This window comes from Oceanirhabdus seepicola (genome assembly GCF_023684385.1).
GTDB lineage: Bacteria > Bacillota > Clostridia > Clostridiales > Clostridiaceae > Oceanirhabdus > Oceanirhabdus seepicola.
On record NZ_JAGSOJ010000002.1, the window covers coordinates 1064409 to 1086908 of the forward strand.

The following is a 22500-nucleotide window of genomic DNA, read 5'->3' on the forward strand; positions in this document are numbered from 1 at the left end:
ACTCAACTTAAGAAGTGTGGCATAATCCGTGAAAATAATATGAGGTGATATTATGAAAACAAGGTTATTTATTTGGACAATAGTATTCTTCTTTGTATTTTTACAGCGAGGTAATGCAATGGTTGATTATAATATTCAAATGAGACAAATAAAATCTGAGAATACAGCATGTGATAAGCACTATACTATAAGTAAAGCAGAAAATATAAAAATCAATGATGGAAGTAATGTTGAATCCAAATTATTTGAAAAAGTGAATTATGATTATAACTCGGATTTAGAAAAAAGAAACAAAAGTACAAAATCTAATTTTGATGAAAATATACTTAGAGATTTAGGGGAGAAAACTTACACTGTTGAAACAATTGTAGGTAATCCTATAACAGTCACTAATGGTACGTTAAAAGTCAATAATTCAACAACTTTAACAAACTATATTTACTCAAATAAGAATTTAAAGTTTAGCAATGGATACCCGTTAAAGAAAACAATAGAAGTAACAAACGAACTAGCAACAGTTTCTTCTAGTACAAATAGATTAAATCCTATTACAGTAAATTTAAAAGATGAATTTACATTGTTCCTAAATGGATTAAAGCCTAATTTTGATTCAAACGATACCACTGTTAAATATATTTTAAACTTTTACAGTGATACACAAGAGATTAGTGTTAGATTTAATAGTGGTAAAATTGATTTAGAATATAGAGCGAATGATATTTCAATAAAAGTATTAGCATTAGCAGGATTAACATGGGATGCTGGTGATGATATAAATATAGTTTTAACACAAAATGATAAAAAATTGACACTAGGTGCATGTGTTAATAATGACAAAAATAAAATAGTTACATCTAATATGATTTCTAAACCTTTACAAGATGATTATACTTTTATAATTTTAGATTATAAAGATAAAAATGTTAATTTGCAAGGCAATTCAGAGTATCAGAGCATTAGTATTTTTAATAGATACATTAAAGAAATTAAACCTATGTTAATAGAAAAAGATTTAGTTAATTATGATATTATTACAAGATTTGATACAAATATAGAGGGAACAGCAAATGAGGCTGATTGGAATGAAAAAATATGTGGTGAAGTATCGAATATTTTATATGAGCCTGATGACAGGTTAAGACCATATAAGATTGCAGTTGGAGGATATAATGGTGCATATAATAATAATTTGATTGGTAAAACAAGTTTTGCGTATTCTACTGATTTAAAAACATGGTCGTATGTTCCTGATTCTCCAGTAATAGATGTGTATACAGAAGACGGAACTTTGATTAAATTTAGAGATAAATATTTTTTTTATGCCGAAACAATACCTAATAGAAACATAAAGTTATGGGTTAGTGATGACTTCAAAAAATGGAATTATATTGGTAAGGTCGCCAGTCCTGACAAAGATCCATATTTAGTGGACTTACCAAGTGCCAAGGTTAGTAGTGGTTCTCCCACAGCTATAGTAAAAGATAATAAAGTGTACTTGTTTATAGAGTATGGGTATACTTCAAATTTAAATCACTCAAATAAAGTTTTAGTTAGTAAAGATGGTATTAATTTTAGGACATTAAGCACTGTACCCGATATTCTTAAAATGGAAAGTGTTTCTACTATTTTACCATATCCTGAATGGACAATTAATAACTTTGAAAGTATATGTGAAAAGGAAGGCAAATACTACGCTTGGGTAAGTATTACAAATAAAACAGTATCACCGAAGATATTTAGTATGTATGAAATGGTATCAACTGATTTAATTAATTGGGAGTTTACGGGTGCTAATTTCAAAGATAACTATGATTATATAAGTTTTGGATGTTTAAGCGACTCTTATGAAGTTATCGCAAATGGCAAATATACAGAAGGAAATTATAATAAATACGAAATTTTAGTAGTAAAAAGATATGAAGAATTACTGCCTGATGAGTTAAAAGTTAATAATGTTAATTTATTAGATAAAACATTTAATATTTCAACAGCTAATGGTGAAAAAAATGGGCAATGACAGATACTTCACTTTCTATAGTTGGAGAAAATGAAGTTCTATTAATGTATGATATTCCTAAAGATAACGGTGTAACTTGGTTTATGGGTATTAACACAGATTCAATATATAGAATAAGTTACAAGTCCAATGCAAATATTAAAGTAACGTTATATAAAGACAATAATAATACTATAGTTGATAAAGATATTATAGAGACTATTAATGTAATAGATTAATACACAACAGAAAAATTATAGTAAACTTAGTCAGGTAAGCAATCCTTCGTTAGGACCCTACAGGGCCGTGAACAGAATGTAAACAAAGGAGGAGGAAAATTTGGCATTGGCACAAATAAGCGGAGTAATTAGTGGGGAAAAGAGAAAGTGGAGTTGAAGTAAGGGAATATAGTTAAAATAGAGTGAAAAAGGCCCGTGAGGGCGACAAAAATCCAAAAGATTTAGAGGTATATTCTTGGTGGAGAGGATATACCTTTCTTCTATATTTAGAGTATTTACGGTAGATAAACTATTAGCGGAATAAAGTCTCCCTAATAGGGAATATGGTGAGTTTTTTACCATTTAGATAAAAAGGTTAAGAAAGTATCTTCCGAATATAAAAATAAAATTAGAAATATGGATTTTGAAACAATTGAGGGGTTTGCTATAGATATATTTATATACAAGAGTTAAAAGAAATAGTAACTTAATGTCTAACAAAAAACTTAAACTTAATATAGCAATAAAAAATTTGCTCTATTATATCTGAAAAGGTAATAATTTATGGACAAATTAGTAATATTATACTAAAATAGTGTTATGGATTAACAATAAATAAAACTATTTGTAATATTTAGTAGTTAATTAATCTTAAAAAGGAGGAAAAATATGAATTTAAGAAAGAAAATTACAACAGTAGCTGTATTACTTTTCTTGTTTATAGGCAATTCAGTAATTGCTTTTGCCGAACCAAGTGAGGATGTAATAAAAGCATTAAAAGATGCTCATCTACCAGAGTCATATATCATTCAAGCTGAAAACTACTTGAAAAACAATGAACTTACAGAGAGCCAAGCAACTAGTATCAAAACTCAAATTACTAAGGCAGATGACATAATGAAGGCTGCTAACATTAAGGATGCTTCTGATTTAAATGAAGAGGACACTCAGAGGGTACTTGAAGCTATTAAGGATGCAGGAAAAGTTATTGATTTAGATATTAATGTTGCAAAAGAATCAAATGGTAATCTTTCAGTGGTAGCAAAGGATTCAACAGGTAGTGTTATTGCGAATTTTTCAACAGCAGAAGTTAAACAAACAGGAATAAACAATACTGTATTAGTTGTAGGTGGATTATTATTCTTAATGTCAGTAGGTTCTTTTTTTGTAATAAGAAAAAGAGTTACTGCATAAAGCAAACTGGAGGACCTTATGAGAAGAAAAGAAATCTCAGAGGGTAAATCACATAAAAGAAAAAGTTGGGGAATTCTATTTGGAATTCCCTTATTGCTTTTTATTAGTGGAATTGCCCTTATAACTATTGGAACATTCAATTATATGAAATATGCCTTTTTTTTGTCAAGAATTTTCATAGAGCATGATTATAAGCCCTCTACTGAATCAAGAATTTTGATGGAAGACAATAATAAGAACTCTAATCAATCTGGTAATACTCCTGAAGATGATAAAAAAATCTTCCCAGAATATGGTGAGGAGTTTGGAAATATAATTATTGAGTCAGCATCAATAGATTATCCAGTTATTAATGGAGATTCTGAAAAACAGCTTTTAATAGCAGTGGGGCACTATTTTGGATCAAGATATCCAGGTGAAAATGGTAATGTAGTTCTAGCTGGGCATAGAAACTCATTATTTAAGAATTTAGGAAAGGTAGAAGAAGGGGAGAAGGTTCTGTTTAATGCTAACTATGGTAAGTATGTTTACCAATATGAATATAGAGTTACAGATATAAAAATAGTTAAGGGTTACGATGAATCAATAATAGCTGCTACAGATAAGGAAAGACTTACTTTGTACACTTGTTATCCTTTTAATTATATAGGAAATGCACCAAAAAGATATGTAGTTATTTGTGAGTTAGTGAAAGGTACCCCTGTAGAAGAAATATTATTAAAAGAAGGGGGAGCTATTCTTGAAAAAACTAGTTGAAGTTTTTAAATTTTTAATAAGTATGATATTAATGTTCTGTTTTATGGCAATACTTGTGTCTATGTTTACAAGAAATGTATTGTTGAGTTCAGAATTTTATATAAATAATTTGGAAAAAAGCGATTATTTTCAATTATTGAGAAGTGAAATAGACTATGGTTTTAAGAATTACAGTATGGTCACTTCCATACCTGAGAGTGTTTTTGTACAATCAGTTAGTGATAAAGATATTAAGGATTTAACAATTAATAATATAGAAAATACTATGGAATATATAAAAGCATCCAGAGAATATGTAGATGTGAAGTTAGAAACAAAAGCTTTGGATGAAAATCTTCAAATTTTTATAAATAATTATGCTAAAGAAAATAACATGATAATAAATGAGGAATTGAAAAAGCAGATGGAAGTGGTTTCGAAAGAATCTTCTAATATTGTAAATAAACACTCTATTATTTTTGATTTAGCTTCAGTAATAAAATATAGGGAATTTCAAAAATTTAGAGAAGGGATATTTATAATATATGATAAATTCCTTCCTTTGATTATTACAACACTTATTTTAACTATCATTTTAATACTGGTAAATATAAAAACTCTATACTCATCACTTTTGTGGGTTGGAGGATGTTTTATCGCCTCATCACTGATGGTTATTGTTCCATCTATCATGGGATTATTATATAAAATACCATATAGATTTGGTGTTGGTAACGATTATTTAAAAGTAGCATTAAAGGAATTTGCATTAGGGTATATAAATTTTTTCCTTATGGTTGGAACTATATTTTTTATAACAGGAATTTTAATGCTTTTAATTTATTCAAAAGCGCATAGAAAAAAATATATTAATTCTGTTTAAAACAGAATTAATATATTTTTGATGATATCTACTTCATAATTATTTAATCCCTGGAATAAGGTTAAATATAGCTGCAATCATTATAGTAGGTGTTGAAAATGAGGGATATCATCAGATGTTTAGTTCTAATAAAGGGTGCTAGATATGTAATTAGAGGGATAATTGGGTTAATTAGAAAAGATAATATGGTCTTTTATTCTCTTGTAATCAGTTATAAAATTCATACAATCCCAATATTTATTGGAGGAGTTTTTGTTGCTTGGGTAATGTGGGAGAAGCTAAATTATGATAAGAGTATGGCTAGGGTGATATTAACGGGGATATTTATTGATATGATATTTGTAACTATATCAATAATATATATGGCATCACTCAATATAGTGGTAATTGCTAGTAGAAGGTTCTTAACTCAGATTTCATTCGTTTGCATATACCTTATAGTTGATTTGGTTGTGGTTGAAAAATTAAATGATATTAGATAATAAAAAGCTACATTCTAGACTTAAGAATGTGGCTTTTCCCATTTAATATCAAGATAAGTGAAGCATCTGGATAGTTTATTTTTTAAGAACTTTATATCATGGTAAATTTAGGGTATAATTTAAGGGGTGTATAAGAAAAATAATTAGGTTAGGGGGAATTATATTATGAATATATTAGTTTGTGGTGGTGCCGGATATATTGGAAGTCATATGGTAGCAGAACTTTTAGATAATGGTCATGAAGTTGTGATTTTGGACAATCTTCAAAAAGGACATAAAGAAGCAATCTTAGGTGGAAAATTATATGTTGGAGATATAAGAGATAGAGATATATTAGATAAGGTTTTTACTGAAAATAAAATTGAGGCTGTAATAGATTTTGCTGCTGATTCTCTTGTTGGTGAAAGTGTACAAGAACCACTTAAATATTTTAATAATAATCTAGGTGGAACAATTTCATTATTAGAAGCAATGAGAGATTATAAAGTTAAATATATAGTATTTTCTTCCACAGCAGCAACGTATGGAGAGCCAGAGAATATTCCTATTTTAGAACAAGATAGAACATTCCCTACAAATCCATATGGAGAATCTAAATTAGCAGTAGAGAAAATCCTAAAGTGGTGTGATAATGCCTATGGTATTAAATACACAGCATTAAGATATTTCAATGCAGCAGGTGCACATATAAGTGGAAAAATAGGCGAAGATCATAATCCAGAATCACATTTAATTCCTATAATACTTCAAGTTGCTTTAGGAAAGAGAGAAAAGATCTTTATGTTTGGAGATGATTATAACACTGAGGATGGAACTTGTGTTAGAGATTATATACATGTAACAGATTTAGCAAACGCACATCTTCTAGCTTTAGAAAGATTAATGAAGGGTGAAGATAGTGCAATATATAATTTAGGAAACGGAAAAGGCTTTTCTGTAAAACAAGTTATCGAAGCTGCTAGAAACGTTACAGGGCATACTATAAATGCAGAAATTGCACTAAGAAGAGCAGGGGATCCAGCAACACTTATTGCTTCAAGTGATAAAGCAAAGAAAGAATTAGGATGGGAACCTAAATATAATTCATTAGAAAACATAATTGAAACAGCATGGAACTGGCATAATAATCATCCTAATGGGTATTAAATAAAAGTTATGACATTTCAACTGAATTGTAACTCTATTTTTAGACATGTGAAAGAATATAGTCTAAAAATAGGGTTATATTTTTTATGATTACTTCCTAAAATGATTTCCTCACGGAATCTATTTTCAGGAACGTCCTGGGTTAAGAATTTTCTAAGCATCAGCTCACTAGTAAATCAACATAAAAAATAATATAATATATAAGTATATATTATATTTCACTAAGGAGGACCCTCGTATGCTAACTATACTAATACTAGCTGGAGGCAAAGGCAAAAGATTAGCGCCACTATCAACAGAAGAGAAGCCTAAGCAGTTCCTAAAGTTTAATAATGATAAATCTTTACTTCAGCAAACATTCAATAGAGCGGAAGGAATTGTTGGGAAAGAGAATGTTTTCGTAGTAACATGTCAGGACTATGAGGATGAGGTAAGATCACAGTTATGTAATATTAATTATGATAATATAATATTTGAACCACATAGTAGAAATACTGCACCTGCACTTCTTTTAGGGGTAATGAGGATTCGTGAGAAATATGAGGATGCTGCAGTATTGGTTATTCCATCTGATCACATTATTGATGATTCTCATAAATTTTATGAAGATATTAAGAACGGCCAGAGATACTTAGAGTATAACGATAAAGCTATCATTACCTTTGGCATAAAGCCTAATAGACCTGAGACAGCTTTTGGCTATATAAGATATAATCCACATAAATATAATGAAAGAATATATAAATGTGAAGAGTTTGTTGAGAAGCCTTCACTTGAAAGAGCAATAGAATATATAGATAAGGGTAACTATCTATGGAACAGCGGAATGTTCTTATTCAGAGGAGAGAATATAATAAGGTTATCTAAGAAGTTTTTACCTGATACATTTAAGGTTCTCACTGATATTTGTATGTATCAGGATCATGAGTATAACAAAATTCTAAAAGAGAAGTATATGCTAGTAGATAAGGTATCTATAGATTACGGAATTATGGAAAAGTATGATGAGATTTATGTGATTCTAAGTGAGTTTAAATGGGATGATCTGGGGTCTTTCGAGGCTTTACGAAGAAATGATATATCAATGATAGAATAATGTTTTTTCATATATTATTTACAATTTCAAATAGGTGTTTAATGATATACTTATCTTGGGAAATAATCAATTATGAGTAATATAGAAAAGGAGAGTTTATGGAAAGGAAGAGGGCTATAAGATGGGGAATGGTGATTTGTTGGATGATTGTCATTTTCATGTTCTCAAGTGATGTAGCAGAAACTTCAAATGAGAAAAGTAATTTTATTGTTGAAATTATTGATGCAGCTGGAGTTAATGTAGAAAGTTTGTTTAAGGGGAATATTGATTTTTTTATAAGAAAGCTAGCGCACTTTACCGAATATGGAATTTTGAGTGTTTTATTATATAGAGCTGTAACATTTGAATATTTAGTTAGGGGAGCAAAGGTATATACAAGTATGCTTTATAAGAAGAGTTTTGTAATTTCTATAATAATAACTTTTATATATGCATGTACCGATGAGTTTCATCAGCTATTCGTACTTGGAAGAGATGGATCTTTGAGAGATGTTTTGATAGATACGTCTGGTGGAATTTTTATGTTGTTATTGATTACGCAATTACCTGTCATAAGGAATGGTATTAAAAGAATATTTTTCAAATAAAATATTGAAAAAATTGCCTATTAAACTTGACATATATTTATCATGGAGTAAAATTATAATGGAGTGTTTATGGGGGAATTATGTAAATTTATGACAACAACAATGAAGTTAACCCATAGCATGATAAAAATTTTATTTATACAGGAGTATTTTTAGCGATAAGTCAACTAGACAGGGGGAAAGGTGATGGCAAGAGAGAATTACGTTCACCTAGTAGGAAGAATTATAGAAATTGAAGCAATTAACGATATTTCAGATATAATCACATTAGAAGTTGTTCGAAGAAATGGTAAAAGAGATTTCCCAAGAGTAGTGATTTATGAAAGCTTTAAAAAATGTAAAGATTGTTCAGTGAATGATTTTGTCTTTATAAAAGGAATTATGGCAAGCAGAGGGAAAAGACAGATTATCGAATGTGACATTTGTGGAGAGACTAGAGTTATTGAAGGATTCGAAACGGTAGTTAACGCTATTGATTTAGTAAAACTTTCAGAAAATCTTGATTTCCAGGATTTAAAAGAGATATCAAATCAGGTTTTTATATTAGGTGTTGTATGTAGAAAGGTGAAGTATAGAAAGTTAGCTAGTGGAGTATCAAACGCCCAGTATCAATTGGCAATTAACAGAAAGCTTCATGTATATGAAGAAAATGATAAGAAATCTGATTATGTTTTTATCACATCTTTAAGTAATCAGGCCGATGAAGATTTTAAGAGATTAGATGTGGGATCTCAATGTTTTATAAATGGTGGTATACAGAATAGAAAGATTGTGAGAGAAATTAGGTGTGATAATTGCAGTAGTATTATCAAATTAAGTGAACAAGCCACTGAAATTTGTACATATAACGTTGAATATCTAAATAATTGTAAGTTCTAATAAAAGAGTCCATCAAATTGACTTAATTTGATGGATTCTTTTATTTTATAGATTTTTAAGTAAGATATAGTATAAAAAAAGGAAATGGAAAATATTTACAAATTGTAATATTTTAAGGTATAATTAAATACTAGAAGAGAAAGTGAGGTATGGATTATGGAAGAAGAAATGGAATTAAACTTAAAGGACCTTTGGGAGGTAATTCACAAGAGAAGAAAACTGATAATAGCAATCACTGCATTATGCGTTATTATAGCAGCAATAGTTACTATGTTTCTTATTAAGCCTAAATATGAAGGAAAGGTTTCTATAGTTATAGGTAAGGAAAATGCAAGATATTTCTATGAGGATAAATATACTAGTAGTGATGTTATGATGTATCAAAAACTCGTTAAAACATATGTTGAAATAGCCACTTCAAAGAAGGTTGTTGAACAGGTGAATGAGGAATTTAAAGAATATGAGTATAAACAGTTAAAAGAAATGATACATGCAAATCCTAAAGTGGATACACAATTATTTACTATAACTGTACAAGCTTTATCACCTAAGGATGCGTCAGAAATTGCAAATAGCGTTACAGAAATATTTATTGAAGAATGTAAGTACATACTTCCAGCGGGGGAGCTTAACATACTGGATAAGGCTTTCATATCCTCAGAACCAATCTCTCCTAATGTTAAGTTGAATATAGTTATCTCATTATTCTTAGGACTTATGGTGTCTATAGGAATATGTTTCTTACTTGAGTATATGGATACTAAGGTAAAGGATGAGGAGGAACTACATAATTTAATTGGGATACCTGTTCTAGCTAGTATACCCTTTGATGAAAGCTTAGTGGTTAAATAGTGATTAGAAGGAAAAGAGATGTTATTAAAATGGAGGCATGAAAGTGGAGGAGATTAGAAAACTAAGAGTAAAATTTATAGGTGTATGTATAATATTGGTAATATCGTTGATTATCAATTTATTTTTGACAACAGCGTATGCAAATAAGGATAAAAATCAGAAAACCCTTGCAAAGACTCTTAAAAAGATTGAAGGGGATTATGACAAATTAAATAATATGTCACAAGAGGAAATCGAAAAGGTATGTGATTTGTACTATGAGAATAAGCTAAAAAGAATTTTATCAGAAGAAGATTTAGGTTTCCTTGCTCAAATGCAATGGGAATACGAGTTATTGATAAATGAAGTACCTGTTACAAGTCCTATTGAATATGTAAAGGGAGACAACCTTAAGGTAACTTTGATTGAAAGAAGAAATGGAGAGGATGCACTTCCAAAGAGTATATCAGAGAATGGTAGAATAACAGGAACAGACGAGAATGATAAGCTTGAGGATTACATAAACGCTGAGTTTCACAATGAGTTTGATAAAGAGTTGATAGATGAAGGAAATGAGAAGAAAATAACTTTTAATTTCTCTAATATAAAAAAAGGTGATGTAATAACAATTCGATTGAATCCTGTTCTTATAGAGAGAATGATGCTCTATGAAAGAATTAATTTGAAGGATGATAAAATCGAACTAATTAAAAGTAAATAATTCATTAATGTGGTTATACTATTTTAAATTTTTAATAAAATAGATAATAAACAACTTGAAAGGAGTTGATGAGGTGAAACAAACAGAAGATTTTACATTAAGAAAAGCACTAATAATCACGATGGTATTCGTGTTTTTTTTAACTCTTATGCCTAGTATGGTATTTGCAGAGGGAAACACTAGTGATGAAGCAAAGTCTGAAAATCAGGAAGAAAAAGATTCAACACAAGAAGAGGTAATAAAAACAGTAAAAGGAATTTACAACAGTATTGATAAAGAACTTAATGAAGAAGAGATCAATGAAGATTTATATTATGAATTAACTGAAGAGGAGATAAAATATATTGAACAGATAATGCCTAAATCAGAATCAGATGCTGCCATTGAAGGAAAGGATGCAAAGAGTTTATCATCTTCAAAGAACAGGAGCATAAGAGAGGCTTATTTTTTACCTAAGATAACTGCTTATAGAGAAAACTATACCATTCATATGATGTTTGCAGGGATTAGTATTGATGGAGAAAATGTTCAAATATGGGGGAAAAATAACAATAACCACTTTCTTATAAAAGATTATGGGGATACACTTCCAGGTTGTTGTTTGATAAGAACCTTTGATTGGAATATTACAGATATACCTAATGCAATCAATGAAAGTAATATTGTGAAAAGTTACGATCAAGATTTTGATAACATTGGTATATACATTAGAATTAAGAATGGTAAGTGTGATGGAACTGATTTAACATATTATGAAAATTTTTCCTTATTGGAGAAAGATGTGTTTAAAGGAGTTAATCTTATTACATCTTTTGATACCGATAATTTAACATTTAATTTTGACAAAACCCTATTGAGTAGCGCTAATTATAATACTCAGTTTCCAGCAGTTGCAATACAAGATGAACCTTTTGAAATGAGGTTGATTAAAAATTCTGATGAATGGAATAAGCATTATAAAGTATTTATTAAAGGATGGAATGAAGGAAGGGAATATCAAGAAAAACTAGATAATTGCGTTAACTTATATACGTGGATACCACCGCATGATGGGGTATTCAATATAGTTGTAGAGGATAATAAAAGTAAACCTGTTATTGTTAGAAAAGTTTTTGTAAGGAAAGAAGATAATAATAACGACGATTATCTATCAATTGATAATGTAGTTATAGATAAATCGGGTGAGAATGTTGAAATAAAGGTGGATACAGATAATTTCCATGAAGATAATTCAATAAATAATTCTCAATTAGCTGTAAAAGTTGGTGAAGAATCAGTTTGGAGCAAAACAATTAAAAACTATTCTGACTCAATTATGGATATTAATGATGATATTATAACAGTTAGTGAAACAAATAATAATTTTGAATTATCTAAAGGACAATATGTAATAGACGCTTTTGTTAAGAAAAGATTTTCCGTTGAGTATGAAGATGCTGTTAGAAGTCATTACTCTGATGAGAATTTTGAAGGGCTGTTTAATGTAACGGCTACAAATGCTAGTGAAGATGAGGTTGTTAACTCAAATGGGTTTGAATTAGGAGAAACTTATACTTTTAAAATATCTCCAGATAGTGAAAAATCACAAGGGGTAGATCTTAGTAATTTGGAATTTGCTTTCTTAATTTGGGATGCTAGAGGTAAGCGAGTAATTGAGGAATATGATGAGGGTGATAGTAATAATATAGAAAAGTCTTTTACTTATACATTTAGAGATCCAGGAGAATATAAGGTATACCTAAGAGCACGTGTAAAGGATGATAGTACTCAAACACAATATAGACCTAATAATGATACTTGGAATCTTCCTAACTCTTATATGGACGAGGTGTCTATGGAAGTTATTATTCCAATGGAAGAGACTGAAATGGAAATAAGCCACGTTGAGATTACTTCATTTAATAAAGGGTCTTGCACACTTTTCGATCAAGGCGAAAATCATGGTGGACGTAAAATTAACGCTCATAGCAAAAATATCATAAATATTTCTGCTGAATATGATGGTAATAATGATGATAGTAATAGACTTATGTATAAAGTCTATGCTATACATGATGGTATTTGGGAATGTCTAACTCAATATACTGTTAGTAACGAGATACCATTCTATCCCAGAAGTACTGGGGAATATAAATTATTGATTCTGGTTAAGGATAGTGTATCCGGTTCAGAACAGGATCGATTAGAATTAAATGTTATTGCAGAAAACTAAATATAAGATTTAATTAGCAAAAGCGACAATAGTTAATGTCGCTTTTGTTGTAGTTAATATTAATTAATAATAACTACTAATAATTTCAAAATTTAGATATTTACTAATATACAAAATGGATATATAATTATAATTGTAATAAATATGTTAATGGAGGGTTTAAAAGGAATGAGAACTAAAAAATGGACAAGTTTTTTTGTAGCTTTATTTATGTTAGTGGCGTTTGTTGTGCCAACGAATGCATTTGCTGATACTAATGAGCCTGTGAAAATTGTAATTGGACATACTAATGATTTCCACGGTATGATGATCGCAAGCAAATATGATGGTATTGGTATTGATAGAATTGCTACTTTAGTGGACAACCTAAGAGCAGATAATCCAAACTTCTTATTATTAGATGCTGGTGATGCTATTCAAGGACCACCTATAGCAACATTATCAAAAGGTGAGAGTGTTATCAGAGCATACAACTTAATTAAGTATGATGCTATGGCAGCAGGAAATCATGATTTTGATTTTGGAAAAGAGAGATTGTTGGAGCTAGTTGAATTAGCTGATTTCCCAATCCTTTCTGCAAACGTTAAAGATGAAAATGAAGATCTTTTACTTAAAGATTATATTATAAAAGAATATGAAGGGGTTAAAGTTGGTATCTTCGGATTAACTACTCCTGATACAGCATTCATGACACATCCTAAGAATGTTGAAGGATTAACTTTTGAGAATCAAGTTGATGTAGCTAAGAAAATGGTTAAAGAGCTTGAGTCTAAAGTAGACGTTATAATCGCTGTTGGACACATAGGTGTTGAAGGTGAAAATAACTCAATGGATTTATGTAAAGAAGTTGATGGAATTGATTTATTCGTCGATGGACACAGCCACACAGATATTCAAGAGCCTGTTAAGTATGGAGATACTTTATTAGTTCAAACTGGTGAAAAAGGAAACAACTTTGGTGTTGTTGAATTAACAGTTGAAAACGGTAAAGTAACTGCTGAAGCAAAATTAATTGGTAAAAAAGAAGCTAAAGAATTAGAACCAAAAGTTGAAATGACAGAATTAGTTGAAAAAATTGATGCAGAGAATAAAGAAATCTTATCAGTTGTTCTTGGTAAAACTGATGTGGACTTAGATGGTGAAAGAGGAGATGTTAGAACTGGTGAGACTAACCTTGGTAATCTTATCGCTGACGCTATGCTAGCGGCTACTAAAGCTGACGTTGCTTTCACAAATGGTGGAGGAATCAGAGCTTCAATCAAAGCTGGAGATATCACTAAAGGTGATGTTGTAACTGCATTCCCATTTGGTAACACAGTAACAACTAAGAAAATCTTAGGAAAAGATATCATCGCTGCTCTTGAGCATGGTATTGATAGTTATCCACAAGCTAAGGGTGCATTCCCTCATGTTGCAGGTATGACTTACGTATTCAATCCAGCTGCTGAAGCAGGAAATAGAATCGTAGAAGTTATGGTTGGAGATACTAAAATGGATCCAGAAAAATACTATATCATGGCTACTAGTGATTTCTTAGGAATTGGTGGAGACGGTTATGAAATGTTTAAAACAGCAGAGAGAGTTGGAGAGTTCATGACTCAAGACGAAGCTCTTGTTGCATTTATCCAAGATGGTGGAAAAGCGGCAGCAGTTGAAGGTAGAATAGTATCTCTTGGTGCTTATGTAGTTAAGTATGGTGATACTTTAGGAACAATCGCTGAAGCTTTAGAATTAGATTCATATGAAGAGTTAGTTGCAGTTAATGCTGGAATTAACCCTAACATGATCTTCCCAGGTGATGTTATAGTAGTTCCAACTACAGCTAAAAATGCTGACATGAACACTTATACAGTAGTTGAAGGTGATACATTAGGTAAAATCGCTGAAATGTTCGGAACTACTTATGAGAAGTTAGCTGAAGCTAATGAAATCGAAAAACCTTACATGATTTTTGTTGGAGATTCTATAGAAATTCCATATAACTAAATAAGTTTTTCAACGCAGAAATTTAGGTTTCTGCGTTTTTTTTTGTGTCAAATAACGTTGACTACTTATATAGGTTATAATAAACTTAAATATAGAGATTCTACCGCGAAATTTGATTTATTCTTGTTCCAAAATCTCAAGGTTTCAATGAGTTATGGACAAGTATAAAACAATTATTGAGCTGAGATATCTATTGTTAGAAAAATGTATACGGTGCATGTAGCTTAAAATGGGAATGTGGTGAGAATCCACAACAGCCCCCGCTACTGTAAGTGAGGACAAATCTTGCAAATCCATTTGAACTTGAGTTATTCAGAGAAGGGCAAGAGGAGGAAGAATCATTAGTCAGGAGACCTGCCGTTACAAATACAAATCTTCGGAGGGAAGCAAACATGAAAAAAGCGATAGTAGTAGCAAGCTTTGGTACAAGCTATGAGGAAACAAGAAAGTTAACTCTTGATGGAATCGAGGGTAAAATAAGAGAAGAATTTCAAGAGTATGAGGTTGTTAAGGCATACACTTCTCATAAAATAATTAATAAAATTAAGAATAGAGATGGTATTACTGTACCAACTCCAGCAGAAGCAGTAAAAGATTTAAAAGATAAAGGGTTTGAGGAAGTATATGTACAACCTATCCATGTGATACCAGGGGAAGAGTATGATTATATAAAAATATCAATAATGCATACTTTCTATGCTGATTTTAAAGTTATAAAAGTTGGTAGACCACTTCTTTATTTCAAGGGAGAGGAAGAAGATACTCCTGATGATTACACTATGGTATTTAATGCTATTGAGGATACATTTAAAGATAAGGAATGTGTAATAATGATGGGACATGGTACAATGCACCCTTCAACAACAGCATATTCTTGTTTAGAGAGTGTAATTCATGATAATGGATATGAAAATGTATATATGGCTACAGTGGAAGGGTACCCTACTTTAGATAGAGTAATCAAGAGAATTAAAAGAAAAGGAATTAAGAATGTTACACTTATGCCATTTATGGTTGTAGCAGGGGACCATGCACAAAATGATATGGCTTCAGATGAGGAGGATTCATGGAAAACAATCCTTACAGAAGAAGGTTTCAATGTGGATATATACATGCATGGACTTGGTGAGAATGAGAAAATAAGAGATATTTATATTGATAGAATAAAAGATGCAATAAGTGGTGAGTTTGATAGTTTAGGAAAGACAAAGAAGAGAGGATAGGGGTGTTATTATGGCTAAGATAATGGTTCAAGGGACAGCATCATCAGTAGGAAAATCTATTCTTGTTGCAGCTCTTTGTAGAATTTTTAAGCAGGATGGATATAAGGTTGTTCCTTATAAGTCACAGAATATGTCATTGAACTCTTATATAACTCTTGATGGAAAAGAGATGGGAAGAGCTCAGGTACTTCAAGCCTATGCAGCTGGTATGGAGCCACAGGTTTTTATGAATCCTATTCTATTAAAACCTACGAGCGATAGAAAATGTCAGATAATTGTTAATGGTAAGGTATGGGGAAATTCTACAGCTATGGAATATCACAATATGAAGCTTGAGTTTAAAGATATGCTCAAAGATGAATTTGAGAAGCTTGAGGAAGAGTTTGATATTGTTGTTATGGAGGGAGCAGGAAGCCCTGCTGAGATTAATTTAAGAGATAGAGATATAGTAAATATGGGAATGGCTGAGCTTGTTGATGCGCCTGTTGTTCTTGTTGGTGATATAGATAAAGGTGGAGTGTTTGCATCCCTTGCAGGAACTATGTTGCTACTTAAGGATGATGAGAAAAAGAGAGTTAAAGGAACTATTATAAATAAGTTCAGAGGAGATGTGGAGATACTTAAGCCAGGACTTACTATGCTTGAGGATGTTATTCATATTCCAACACTTGGAGTTGTACCTTACTTTAGGCTAATGCTTGAGGATGAGGACGGAGCTATTGAATTTAACAAGAAGAAGAAAGGTGATATAGATATCGCTGTAATAAAGCTTCCTCACATTTCAAACTTTACTGATCTTGATGCTTTAACAATTGAAGAAGATGTATCAGTAAGATTTGTTACTAGAAAAGAAGAATTCGGAAATCCAGATATGGTAATAATCCCTGGAAGTAAGAATACTCTTGAGGATTTAGTATTTGTGAGGGAAAGTGGTCTTGAGGAGCTTATTAAAGAGCACTCTGCTGAAAAAATGACTATTGGTATATGTGGTGGATTCCAGATTCTTGGGGAAAAGTTAAAGGATCCTTATGAAACAGAATCTACTGTTGGTGAAGTTCATGGACTAGGTATACTTGATATTGAAACTGTATTTGAAAAAGATAAGACTATGACAAGAGTAAAGGCAACATGCAGTGAATGTAGTGGAGAAGTATATGGTTATGAGATTCATATGGGACAATGTCAATATGGAGAAAGAAGTAAGTCTATCTTTGAAATTTACAGTGAAAATGGCAAGGAAGTTAAAGTTAAGGATGGAGCAATAAACGATAAAGGGAATGTAATTGGTACATACATTCATGGTATTTTTGATAGTGTGAATTTTAGAGAGTATATACTAAATGGCTTAAGAAAAGAAAAAGGATTAGAAGAACGTAAGAGTAGAGAATATGAAAGTATAAGAGAAGAAGAACTTGATAAACTTGCTGATCTAGTTAGAAATGCTTTAGATATGGATGAAATATATAAGATTGTAGGAGTTAAGAAAAACTAATGTGGTATGTAATAGATGTTGTTATAGCTGTGATAATTGATTGGATAGTAGGTGACCCTTATGGGTTTCCACATCCTATCATATATATAGGACGACTTATTAGAAAACTAGATAAGATATTCAGAAAGCTTGCTAAAAATGATAAACAGCTTAAAATGTATGGTGGTGTGATTGTAATAGTAGTTGCACTAGTAACTTATTTAGTTCCATTTCTCCTACTATTCATCACAAGAAAGATTGGGGTATTACATCATGGATTGAATATTTTCATTCTGTGGACTACATTAGCCTGCAAATGTCTTAATGTTGAGGGAATGAAAGTTTATGATGCCCTTATGAAAGATGATATTGAGGATGCTAGGCTAAAGCTTTCATACATAGTAGGACGTGAGACTTCACAGTTGAGTGCAGAAGAGATAATAAGAGCGGATGTTGAGACTGTGGCTGAGAACACTGCAGATGGTGTTATAGCCCCATTATTTTACGCCATGATAGGCGGAGCGCCACTTGCTATGCTATATAAAGGTATAAATACAATGGACTCAACACTAGGGTATCTAACTGAGAAATATAAGCATATAGGTTTCTTCCCAGCAAAGGTTGATGATGTGTTTAATATTATACCTGCAAGATTGTCAGGATTCCTTATGGCATTATCGGCTCCAGTTGTAGGTGGTAATATGGTTAATGGATTAAAGATAATGATTAGAGATAGAAAAAATCATAAAAGTCCAAACTGTGCATATCCTGAAGGAGCTACAGCAGGAGTTCTTGGAATTCAATTAGGGGGAACCAATACCTATTTTGGAGAGAAGATATATAAGCCAACTATTGGAGATAAGGTAAAAACTTTAAGTCTTGAGCATATTAAAGATACTGTGAAGCTTATGTATGGTAGTGAGATATGGCTTTTAGCAATTTACTTGTTAATAATCGTTATCGTATATAAATAAGGATGATAAGCCTAAAAGAGAATGAAAGAGGTCGGTGATTTTATGGTGCACGGAGGAGATATTTATACTGAGGGTAAATTAAAAGGACAGGAACTTATAGATTTCAGTTCTAATATAAATCCGTTAGGGGTACCTGAAAGTTTTAAAAAGAGTTTGGATGAGGCATTAAAAAATGTTGTAAATTATCCAGATATAAAATACAGAATGGTGAGAGAATCACTAAGTAGATATGAGGGGATTAATGAGGATTTATTTCTACTTGGAAATGGTGCAGCAGAGATAATTGATCTTTCAATATCTACTTTAAAGAGTATACTAATACCAGCTCCTTCTTTTGCAGAATACCATTTAAGTGCAGAAAAATGGGGAGTACACATTGAGTATTTTCATATGAAAGAGAAGAAAAATGAAGATGGAACATATTCAATGTATATAGATTATGAGAAATTGCTCCAGGAGCTTGATGGGGTAGAGGGAGTTATATTAGCAAATCCTAATAACCCTGATGGTAGTGTGCTAGATAAAGAGAGTGTTAAAAAAATTCTTCAGCACTGCCAGAAAACTGGTAAGAAGGTTATCATTGATGAGGCTTTTATTCATTTCACACTACTTGAAGATCAATCCCTTGTAAAATGGGTGAATGAATTTAGCTGTCTCCTTGTAATTAAGGCTCTTACAAAATATTATGGTATGCCAGGAATCAGATTTGGATACGGTATAACAAGCTCAAAAGAGATGAGAGATGAGATTGAAAAAAAGCAGAATCCATGGAATATAAATAGTTTTGCAGTAGAGGCTGTGAAGTCTGTGCTTTTTGATGATGATTATAATAAGAAGAGTATAGAATGGTTAGAGAATACCAGAGAGCCTTTTGTTAAGAGATTAATGGGATTTTCTGTATTTAATAAAGTGTATAGGACCCTAGGGAACTATGTATTATGTGAATTAAATGGAATCACATCAAAGGAGTTCTATGATGCATGTCTCGAGAGGGGATTCCTCATAAGGAATGCAGATAATTATAGAGGTCTTAGTGAGTATAATATAAGGCTTGCGATTAAAGATAAAGATAGAAATGAAAAGTTGTTTGATATGCTGAATAACTTATAGACATAGTTGAGAGTGGAGAGTTGTTTTTAAAGCACGGGTGACCGTGCTTTTTTTTTACATAAAATTTTCACTTAAAGGAATATTAAATATGAAATATAAATATTTTTTTCAATAAATTTAAAGTGGGTGTTTAGATGAAAAAAAGGACTCTTTTGATTGTGCTTTTACTGGGGTTTCTTGCATTAGCTGGAATAGGGTATGGAACTTTTGCATTCTTTACTGCAGGTGCAACAAGTGAAAAAAATGAAATTTCTAGTGGAACTCTTACAATGAGTGCAAATGGAGAAACTGAAAATTTTAGGTTTGATATTGCAAGTAGCAAATTAGTACCAGGCGATTATATAACGGTTGGTGAGAATGACACGGCTGAAATAGAGATTAGCAATACAGGAACACTTGATATGGTGTATTTAAGCAATTTTAAATATTCAGATGGAAAAGATAGCAACTTTCTTAGTAATGGATTGGTATTTGAGAATCTATCAAGAACTGTTAAGGATAAAACTGGGGAGGTTGTTTCAACTACCTTTTATGTAAGGGATTTTAGTTTGGCCGCGCCACTGGGAGCATATGTACTTGATATAGACAGGTACGACCTTAAGGGCGAGTTATTTGCTGTAAATACTAGACCTGCTGATGAGTTAATAAGCATTAGAGAGTGGATAGAATTTTGTGGCACAAAACCAGCTGGACTTGCAAAAGTATATGCTGGACAGCTTGAGCCAGGAGAAAGTGAAACATGGTCTATGAAAATTAAATTTCATGAGAAATGTGGAAATGAGTATAATATCAAAAATGGATTTAATATATTTTTAGATTACGGTGCAGAGGCAACACAAAACAGAGTTGACGCTATAACTAATATGTTGCTTGCGCAGAAAGTTGTGAAGTTAGATTTTAATAATGATGATGGTAGTTTTGATGAAATAGCTAGAGATTGGAAGGATACTTTGTAAGTGGTTTTAAAAAATTGAGATATTTAAATTTAAGGTGTGGTTAATATGAGAAGGGAAAAGAAATTTAAAATAATTATAATTCTACTGGCTATTATTGTTATAGCACAAAATATTGACTCAACTTACGCATGGTTCATGAAGAATGTATTTAGTAAGTCTACCACAATTACAACAGGTGATCTTAAAATAAAGGTAAATGATGCTAGACAGGATTTTACCATAAATATAAATCCTAATGAGATATTTCCTGGAGATTATCTTTCTGTAACAGAAGGTAATAATATTGAATTTGAGATTGTGAACGAAAGTAGTATACCTATCGTTTATAGCAGTGGATTCAGTTATAGCGGAGAAGATACCTTTATACTAAATGGATTCATTGTAGAAGATGTTACAAGAGAGGTATATAATGCAGAGAATAAGCAAGTAAAAAGCAAAAAGTATTTCAATAAAAAAAAGCTTATAGGTGAATTCTCATATCTCAAAGATCTCTTAGATACATATAACATCAATGGGGAAAACGGTGCAGATAGGATGATAAGCTTAAGAGAAGTACAGAATATATATGGATGGATGTTTGGAAATTTTAAAGGGTATACAACAGGTATGTTAAAACCAGGATGTAGAGAAGTGTGGAAATATAAAATTAAATTCCACGAAAATGCTGCTTCATCTCAATATATTGGAAAGAGCATGCCTATTCAATATAAAGTTTACAGTGGGCAGAATAATCTTCAGACTTTTAGAAATATATCCAGAAGTTATATAATTAATGTTCCAGAAGATGTATCAGAACAGTATTTTAATACAACTACAGAATGGCTGTATGAGTCAATTGAGAAGGACTTCTTTACGAAACAGTAGAACATGTGGAAAGAGAGGGTGATTATGAATGAGTATAGGAAAAAGAGCAAGAAGAACTGCAGTTGCAGGTATAATTATATTGTGTGTTATTATCATCATAATCACCGCTAGAACCACACGTGCTTGGTTTACATCAGAGATTTTAAGTGAACTTTCTAAGATAACCAGTGGAACAATGAATGTGGTTGTGAATGATAAGACTAAAAATTTTAATCTAAATATAAAGAGTACACATATATTTCCTAATGATTATATTGGGCTATCAAAGGATAATTCTGTTGTAGTGAATATTAAAAACAATGGAAGTATACCTATATTTTATACTGGTAACTTTTCATTGAGTATGAAGAATAAACTTGGATACGGTATGGTTTTTGAAGAGTTGAAAAGGGAAATATTTAATTCAGCTGAGGAAAAAAAGCTGGAGGAGGTATATATTTTACATAGTAATATAACTGAAAAATATAAGTTGATTGGAGATAAGATTGATAAGTTTGATATTAATGGTAAGGGGACTAGAGGTGGAGACGGGATTATTAGTTTAAGAGAATGGAAAGATAATAACAATACAATGGCCGGAATAAATAAGGGGTACTGTGTGGGTGCATTGAAACCTGGATATTATGAAAAATGGACATACAAGATAAAGTTCCATAGAGATTGCGCATATAGACCACACGCAGGAAAGAGTCTAAAGTTGAGATATAAAGTAAGTAGTACTCAATTTGAAGAAGATGCTGTTATGGAATTGGTTAAGAGTAATAAAATAGTAGTTACTCCTAAAGATATGAGTGAGGAAGACTTTGAACAAATGGCTTATTACTGGGTGAATTCAATAGGAAAAGGGTATCTTCAAAATCAGGATTAGTAGTTATTTGAATATGCATTAATAAGATTGTGGGAGTTTTTAAAAGATTATGGTTTATTTTGTTGAAA

At 31.2% G+C, this 22500-nt stretch carries 21 protein-coding genes and 1 riboswitch; all 21 genes read left to right on the forward strand.

Translation table 11 applies throughout. The features are described from left to right. Window positions 1–52: 52 nt before the first annotated feature. Complete coding sequence (locus KDK92_RS12340) at window positions 53–2017, forward strand: glycoside hydrolase family 32 protein (RefSeq protein ID WP_250859546.1); 1965 nt, start codon at window positions 53–55, stop codon at window positions 2015–2017. Beyond that, on the forward strand, window positions 2014–2235 hold the full coding sequence (locus KDK92_RS12345; protein WP_250859547.1) for a hypothetical protein: 222 nt from the start codon (window positions 2014–2016) through the stop codon (window positions 2233–2235). The genes KDK92_RS12340 and KDK92_RS12345 overlap by 4 nt, the downstream gene beginning before the upstream one ends. Before the next feature lie 648 nt (window positions 2236–2883). Then, the gene (locus tag KDK92_RS12350; protein ID WP_250859548.1) at window positions 2884–3408 is read left to right on the forward strand and encodes an LPXTG cell wall anchor domain-containing protein; all 525 of its coding nucleotides are present in this window, start codon (window positions 2884–2886) and stop codon (window positions 3406–3408) included. Between the two features lie 18 nt (window positions 3409–3426). Beyond that, window positions 3427–4164: a class D sortase gene (locus KDK92_RS12355; protein ID WP_250859549.1), complete on the forward strand. Its 738-nt coding sequence runs from the start codon at window positions 3427–3429 to the stop codon at window positions 4162–4164. Continuing rightward, the gene (locus KDK92_RS12360; protein WP_250859550.1) at window positions 4148–5026 is read left to right on the forward strand and encodes a hypothetical protein; all 879 of its coding nucleotides are present in this window, start codon (window positions 4148–4150) and stop codon (window positions 5024–5026) included. Before KDK92_RS12355 ends, KDK92_RS12360 begins: the two co-directional genes overlap by 17 nt. Window positions 5027–5124: 98 nt before the next feature. Next, window positions 5125–5508: a hypothetical protein gene (locus KDK92_RS12365; protein WP_250859551.1), complete on the forward strand. Its 384-nt coding sequence runs from the start codon at window positions 5125–5127 to the stop codon at window positions 5506–5508. Window positions 5509–5673: 165 nt separating this feature from the next. Next, window positions 5674–6654 (forward strand): UDP-glucose 4-epimerase GalE, encoded by a 981-nt coding sequence (gene galE / locus KDK92_RS12370; RefSeq protein ID WP_250859552.1) that lies wholly within the window; start codon window positions 5674–5676, stop codon window positions 6652–6654. 238 nt (window positions 6655–6892) lie between these two features. Further along, window positions 6893–7750 (forward strand): mannose-1-phosphate guanylyltransferase, encoded by an 858-nt coding sequence (locus KDK92_RS12375; protein ID WP_250859553.1) that lies wholly within the window; start codon window positions 6893–6895, stop codon window positions 7748–7750. Window positions 7751–7848: 98 nt separating this feature from the next. Next, window positions 7849–8337 carry a VanZ family protein gene (locus tag KDK92_RS12380; RefSeq protein ID WP_250859555.1) on the forward strand — a complete coding sequence of 163 codons (489 nt, stop codon included), beginning with the start codon at window positions 7849–7851 and terminating at the stop codon, window positions 8335–8337. A gap of 186 nt (window positions 8338–8523) precedes the next feature. Further along, on the forward strand, window positions 8524–9216 hold the full coding sequence (locus tag KDK92_RS12385) for a single-stranded DNA-binding protein (protein WP_250859557.1): 693 nt from the start codon (window positions 8524–8526) through the stop codon (window positions 9214–9216). A 156-nt stretch (window positions 9217–9372) separates the two neighbouring features. Further along, window positions 9373–10068, forward strand: a complete 696-nt coding sequence (locus tag KDK92_RS12390; protein ID WP_250859558.1) for a YveK family protein — start codon at window positions 9373–9375, stop codon at window positions 10066–10068. Between the two features lie 43 nt (window positions 10069–10111). Next, the gene (locus KDK92_RS12395) at window positions 10112–10768 is read left to right on the forward strand and encodes a hypothetical protein (RefSeq protein WP_250859560.1); all 657 of its coding nucleotides are present in this window, start codon (window positions 10112–10114) and stop codon (window positions 10766–10768) included. 73 nt (window positions 10769–10841) lie between these two features. Then, window positions 10842–12980, forward strand: a complete 2139-nt coding sequence (locus KDK92_RS12400; RefSeq protein WP_250859562.1) for a hypothetical protein — start codon at window positions 10842–10844, stop codon at window positions 12978–12980. 168 nt (window positions 12981–13148) lie between these two features. Further along, the gene (locus KDK92_RS12405) at window positions 13149–14966 is read left to right on the forward strand and encodes a 5'-nucleotidase C-terminal domain-containing protein (RefSeq protein ID WP_250859563.1); all 1818 of its coding nucleotides are present in this window, start codon (window positions 13149–13151) and stop codon (window positions 14964–14966) included. 194 nt (window positions 14967–15160) lie between these two features. Beyond that, window positions 15161–15342, forward strand: a riboswitch (cobalamin riboswitch). 16 nt (window positions 15343–15358) lie between these two features. Continuing rightward, complete coding sequence (locus KDK92_RS12410) at window positions 15359–16189, forward strand: sirohydrochlorin cobaltochelatase (protein ID WP_250859566.1); 831 nt, start codon at window positions 15359–15361, stop codon at window positions 16187–16189. A 10-nt stretch (window positions 16190–16199) separates the two neighbouring features. Beyond that, window positions 16200–17681: a cobyric acid synthase gene (locus KDK92_RS12415; protein ID WP_250859567.1), complete on the forward strand. Its 1482-nt coding sequence runs from the start codon at window positions 16200–16202 to the stop codon at window positions 17679–17681. After that, a complete protein-coding gene (cbiB, locus tag KDK92_RS12420) occupies window positions 17681–18634 on the forward strand; it encodes an adenosylcobinamide-phosphate synthase CbiB (protein WP_250859568.1) in 954 nt (317 codons plus the stop codon). The genes KDK92_RS12415 and cbiB overlap by 1 nt, the downstream gene beginning before the upstream one ends. Window positions 18635–18655: 21 nt before the next feature. Then, window positions 18656–19744 carry a pyridoxal phosphate-dependent aminotransferase gene (locus KDK92_RS12425; RefSeq protein WP_250859569.1) on the forward strand — a complete coding sequence of 363 codons (1089 nt, stop codon included), beginning with the start codon at window positions 18656–18658 and terminating at the stop codon, window positions 19742–19744. Between the two features lie 134 nt (window positions 19745–19878). Continuing rightward, window positions 19879–20700 carry a CalY family protein gene (locus KDK92_RS12430; RefSeq protein WP_250859570.1) on the forward strand — a complete coding sequence of 274 codons (822 nt, stop codon included), beginning with the start codon at window positions 19879–19881 and terminating at the stop codon, window positions 20698–20700. 45 nt (window positions 20701–20745) lie between these two features. Continuing rightward, window positions 20746–21564 (forward strand): hypothetical protein, encoded by an 819-nt coding sequence (locus KDK92_RS12435; RefSeq protein WP_250859571.1) that lies wholly within the window; start codon window positions 20746–20748, stop codon window positions 21562–21564. Between the two features lie 28 nt (window positions 21565–21592). Further along, on the forward strand, window positions 21593–22432 hold the full coding sequence (locus KDK92_RS12440; protein WP_250859572.1) for a hypothetical protein: 840 nt from the start codon (window positions 21593–21595) through the stop codon (window positions 22430–22432). Window positions 22433–22500: the final 68 nt, after the last annotated feature.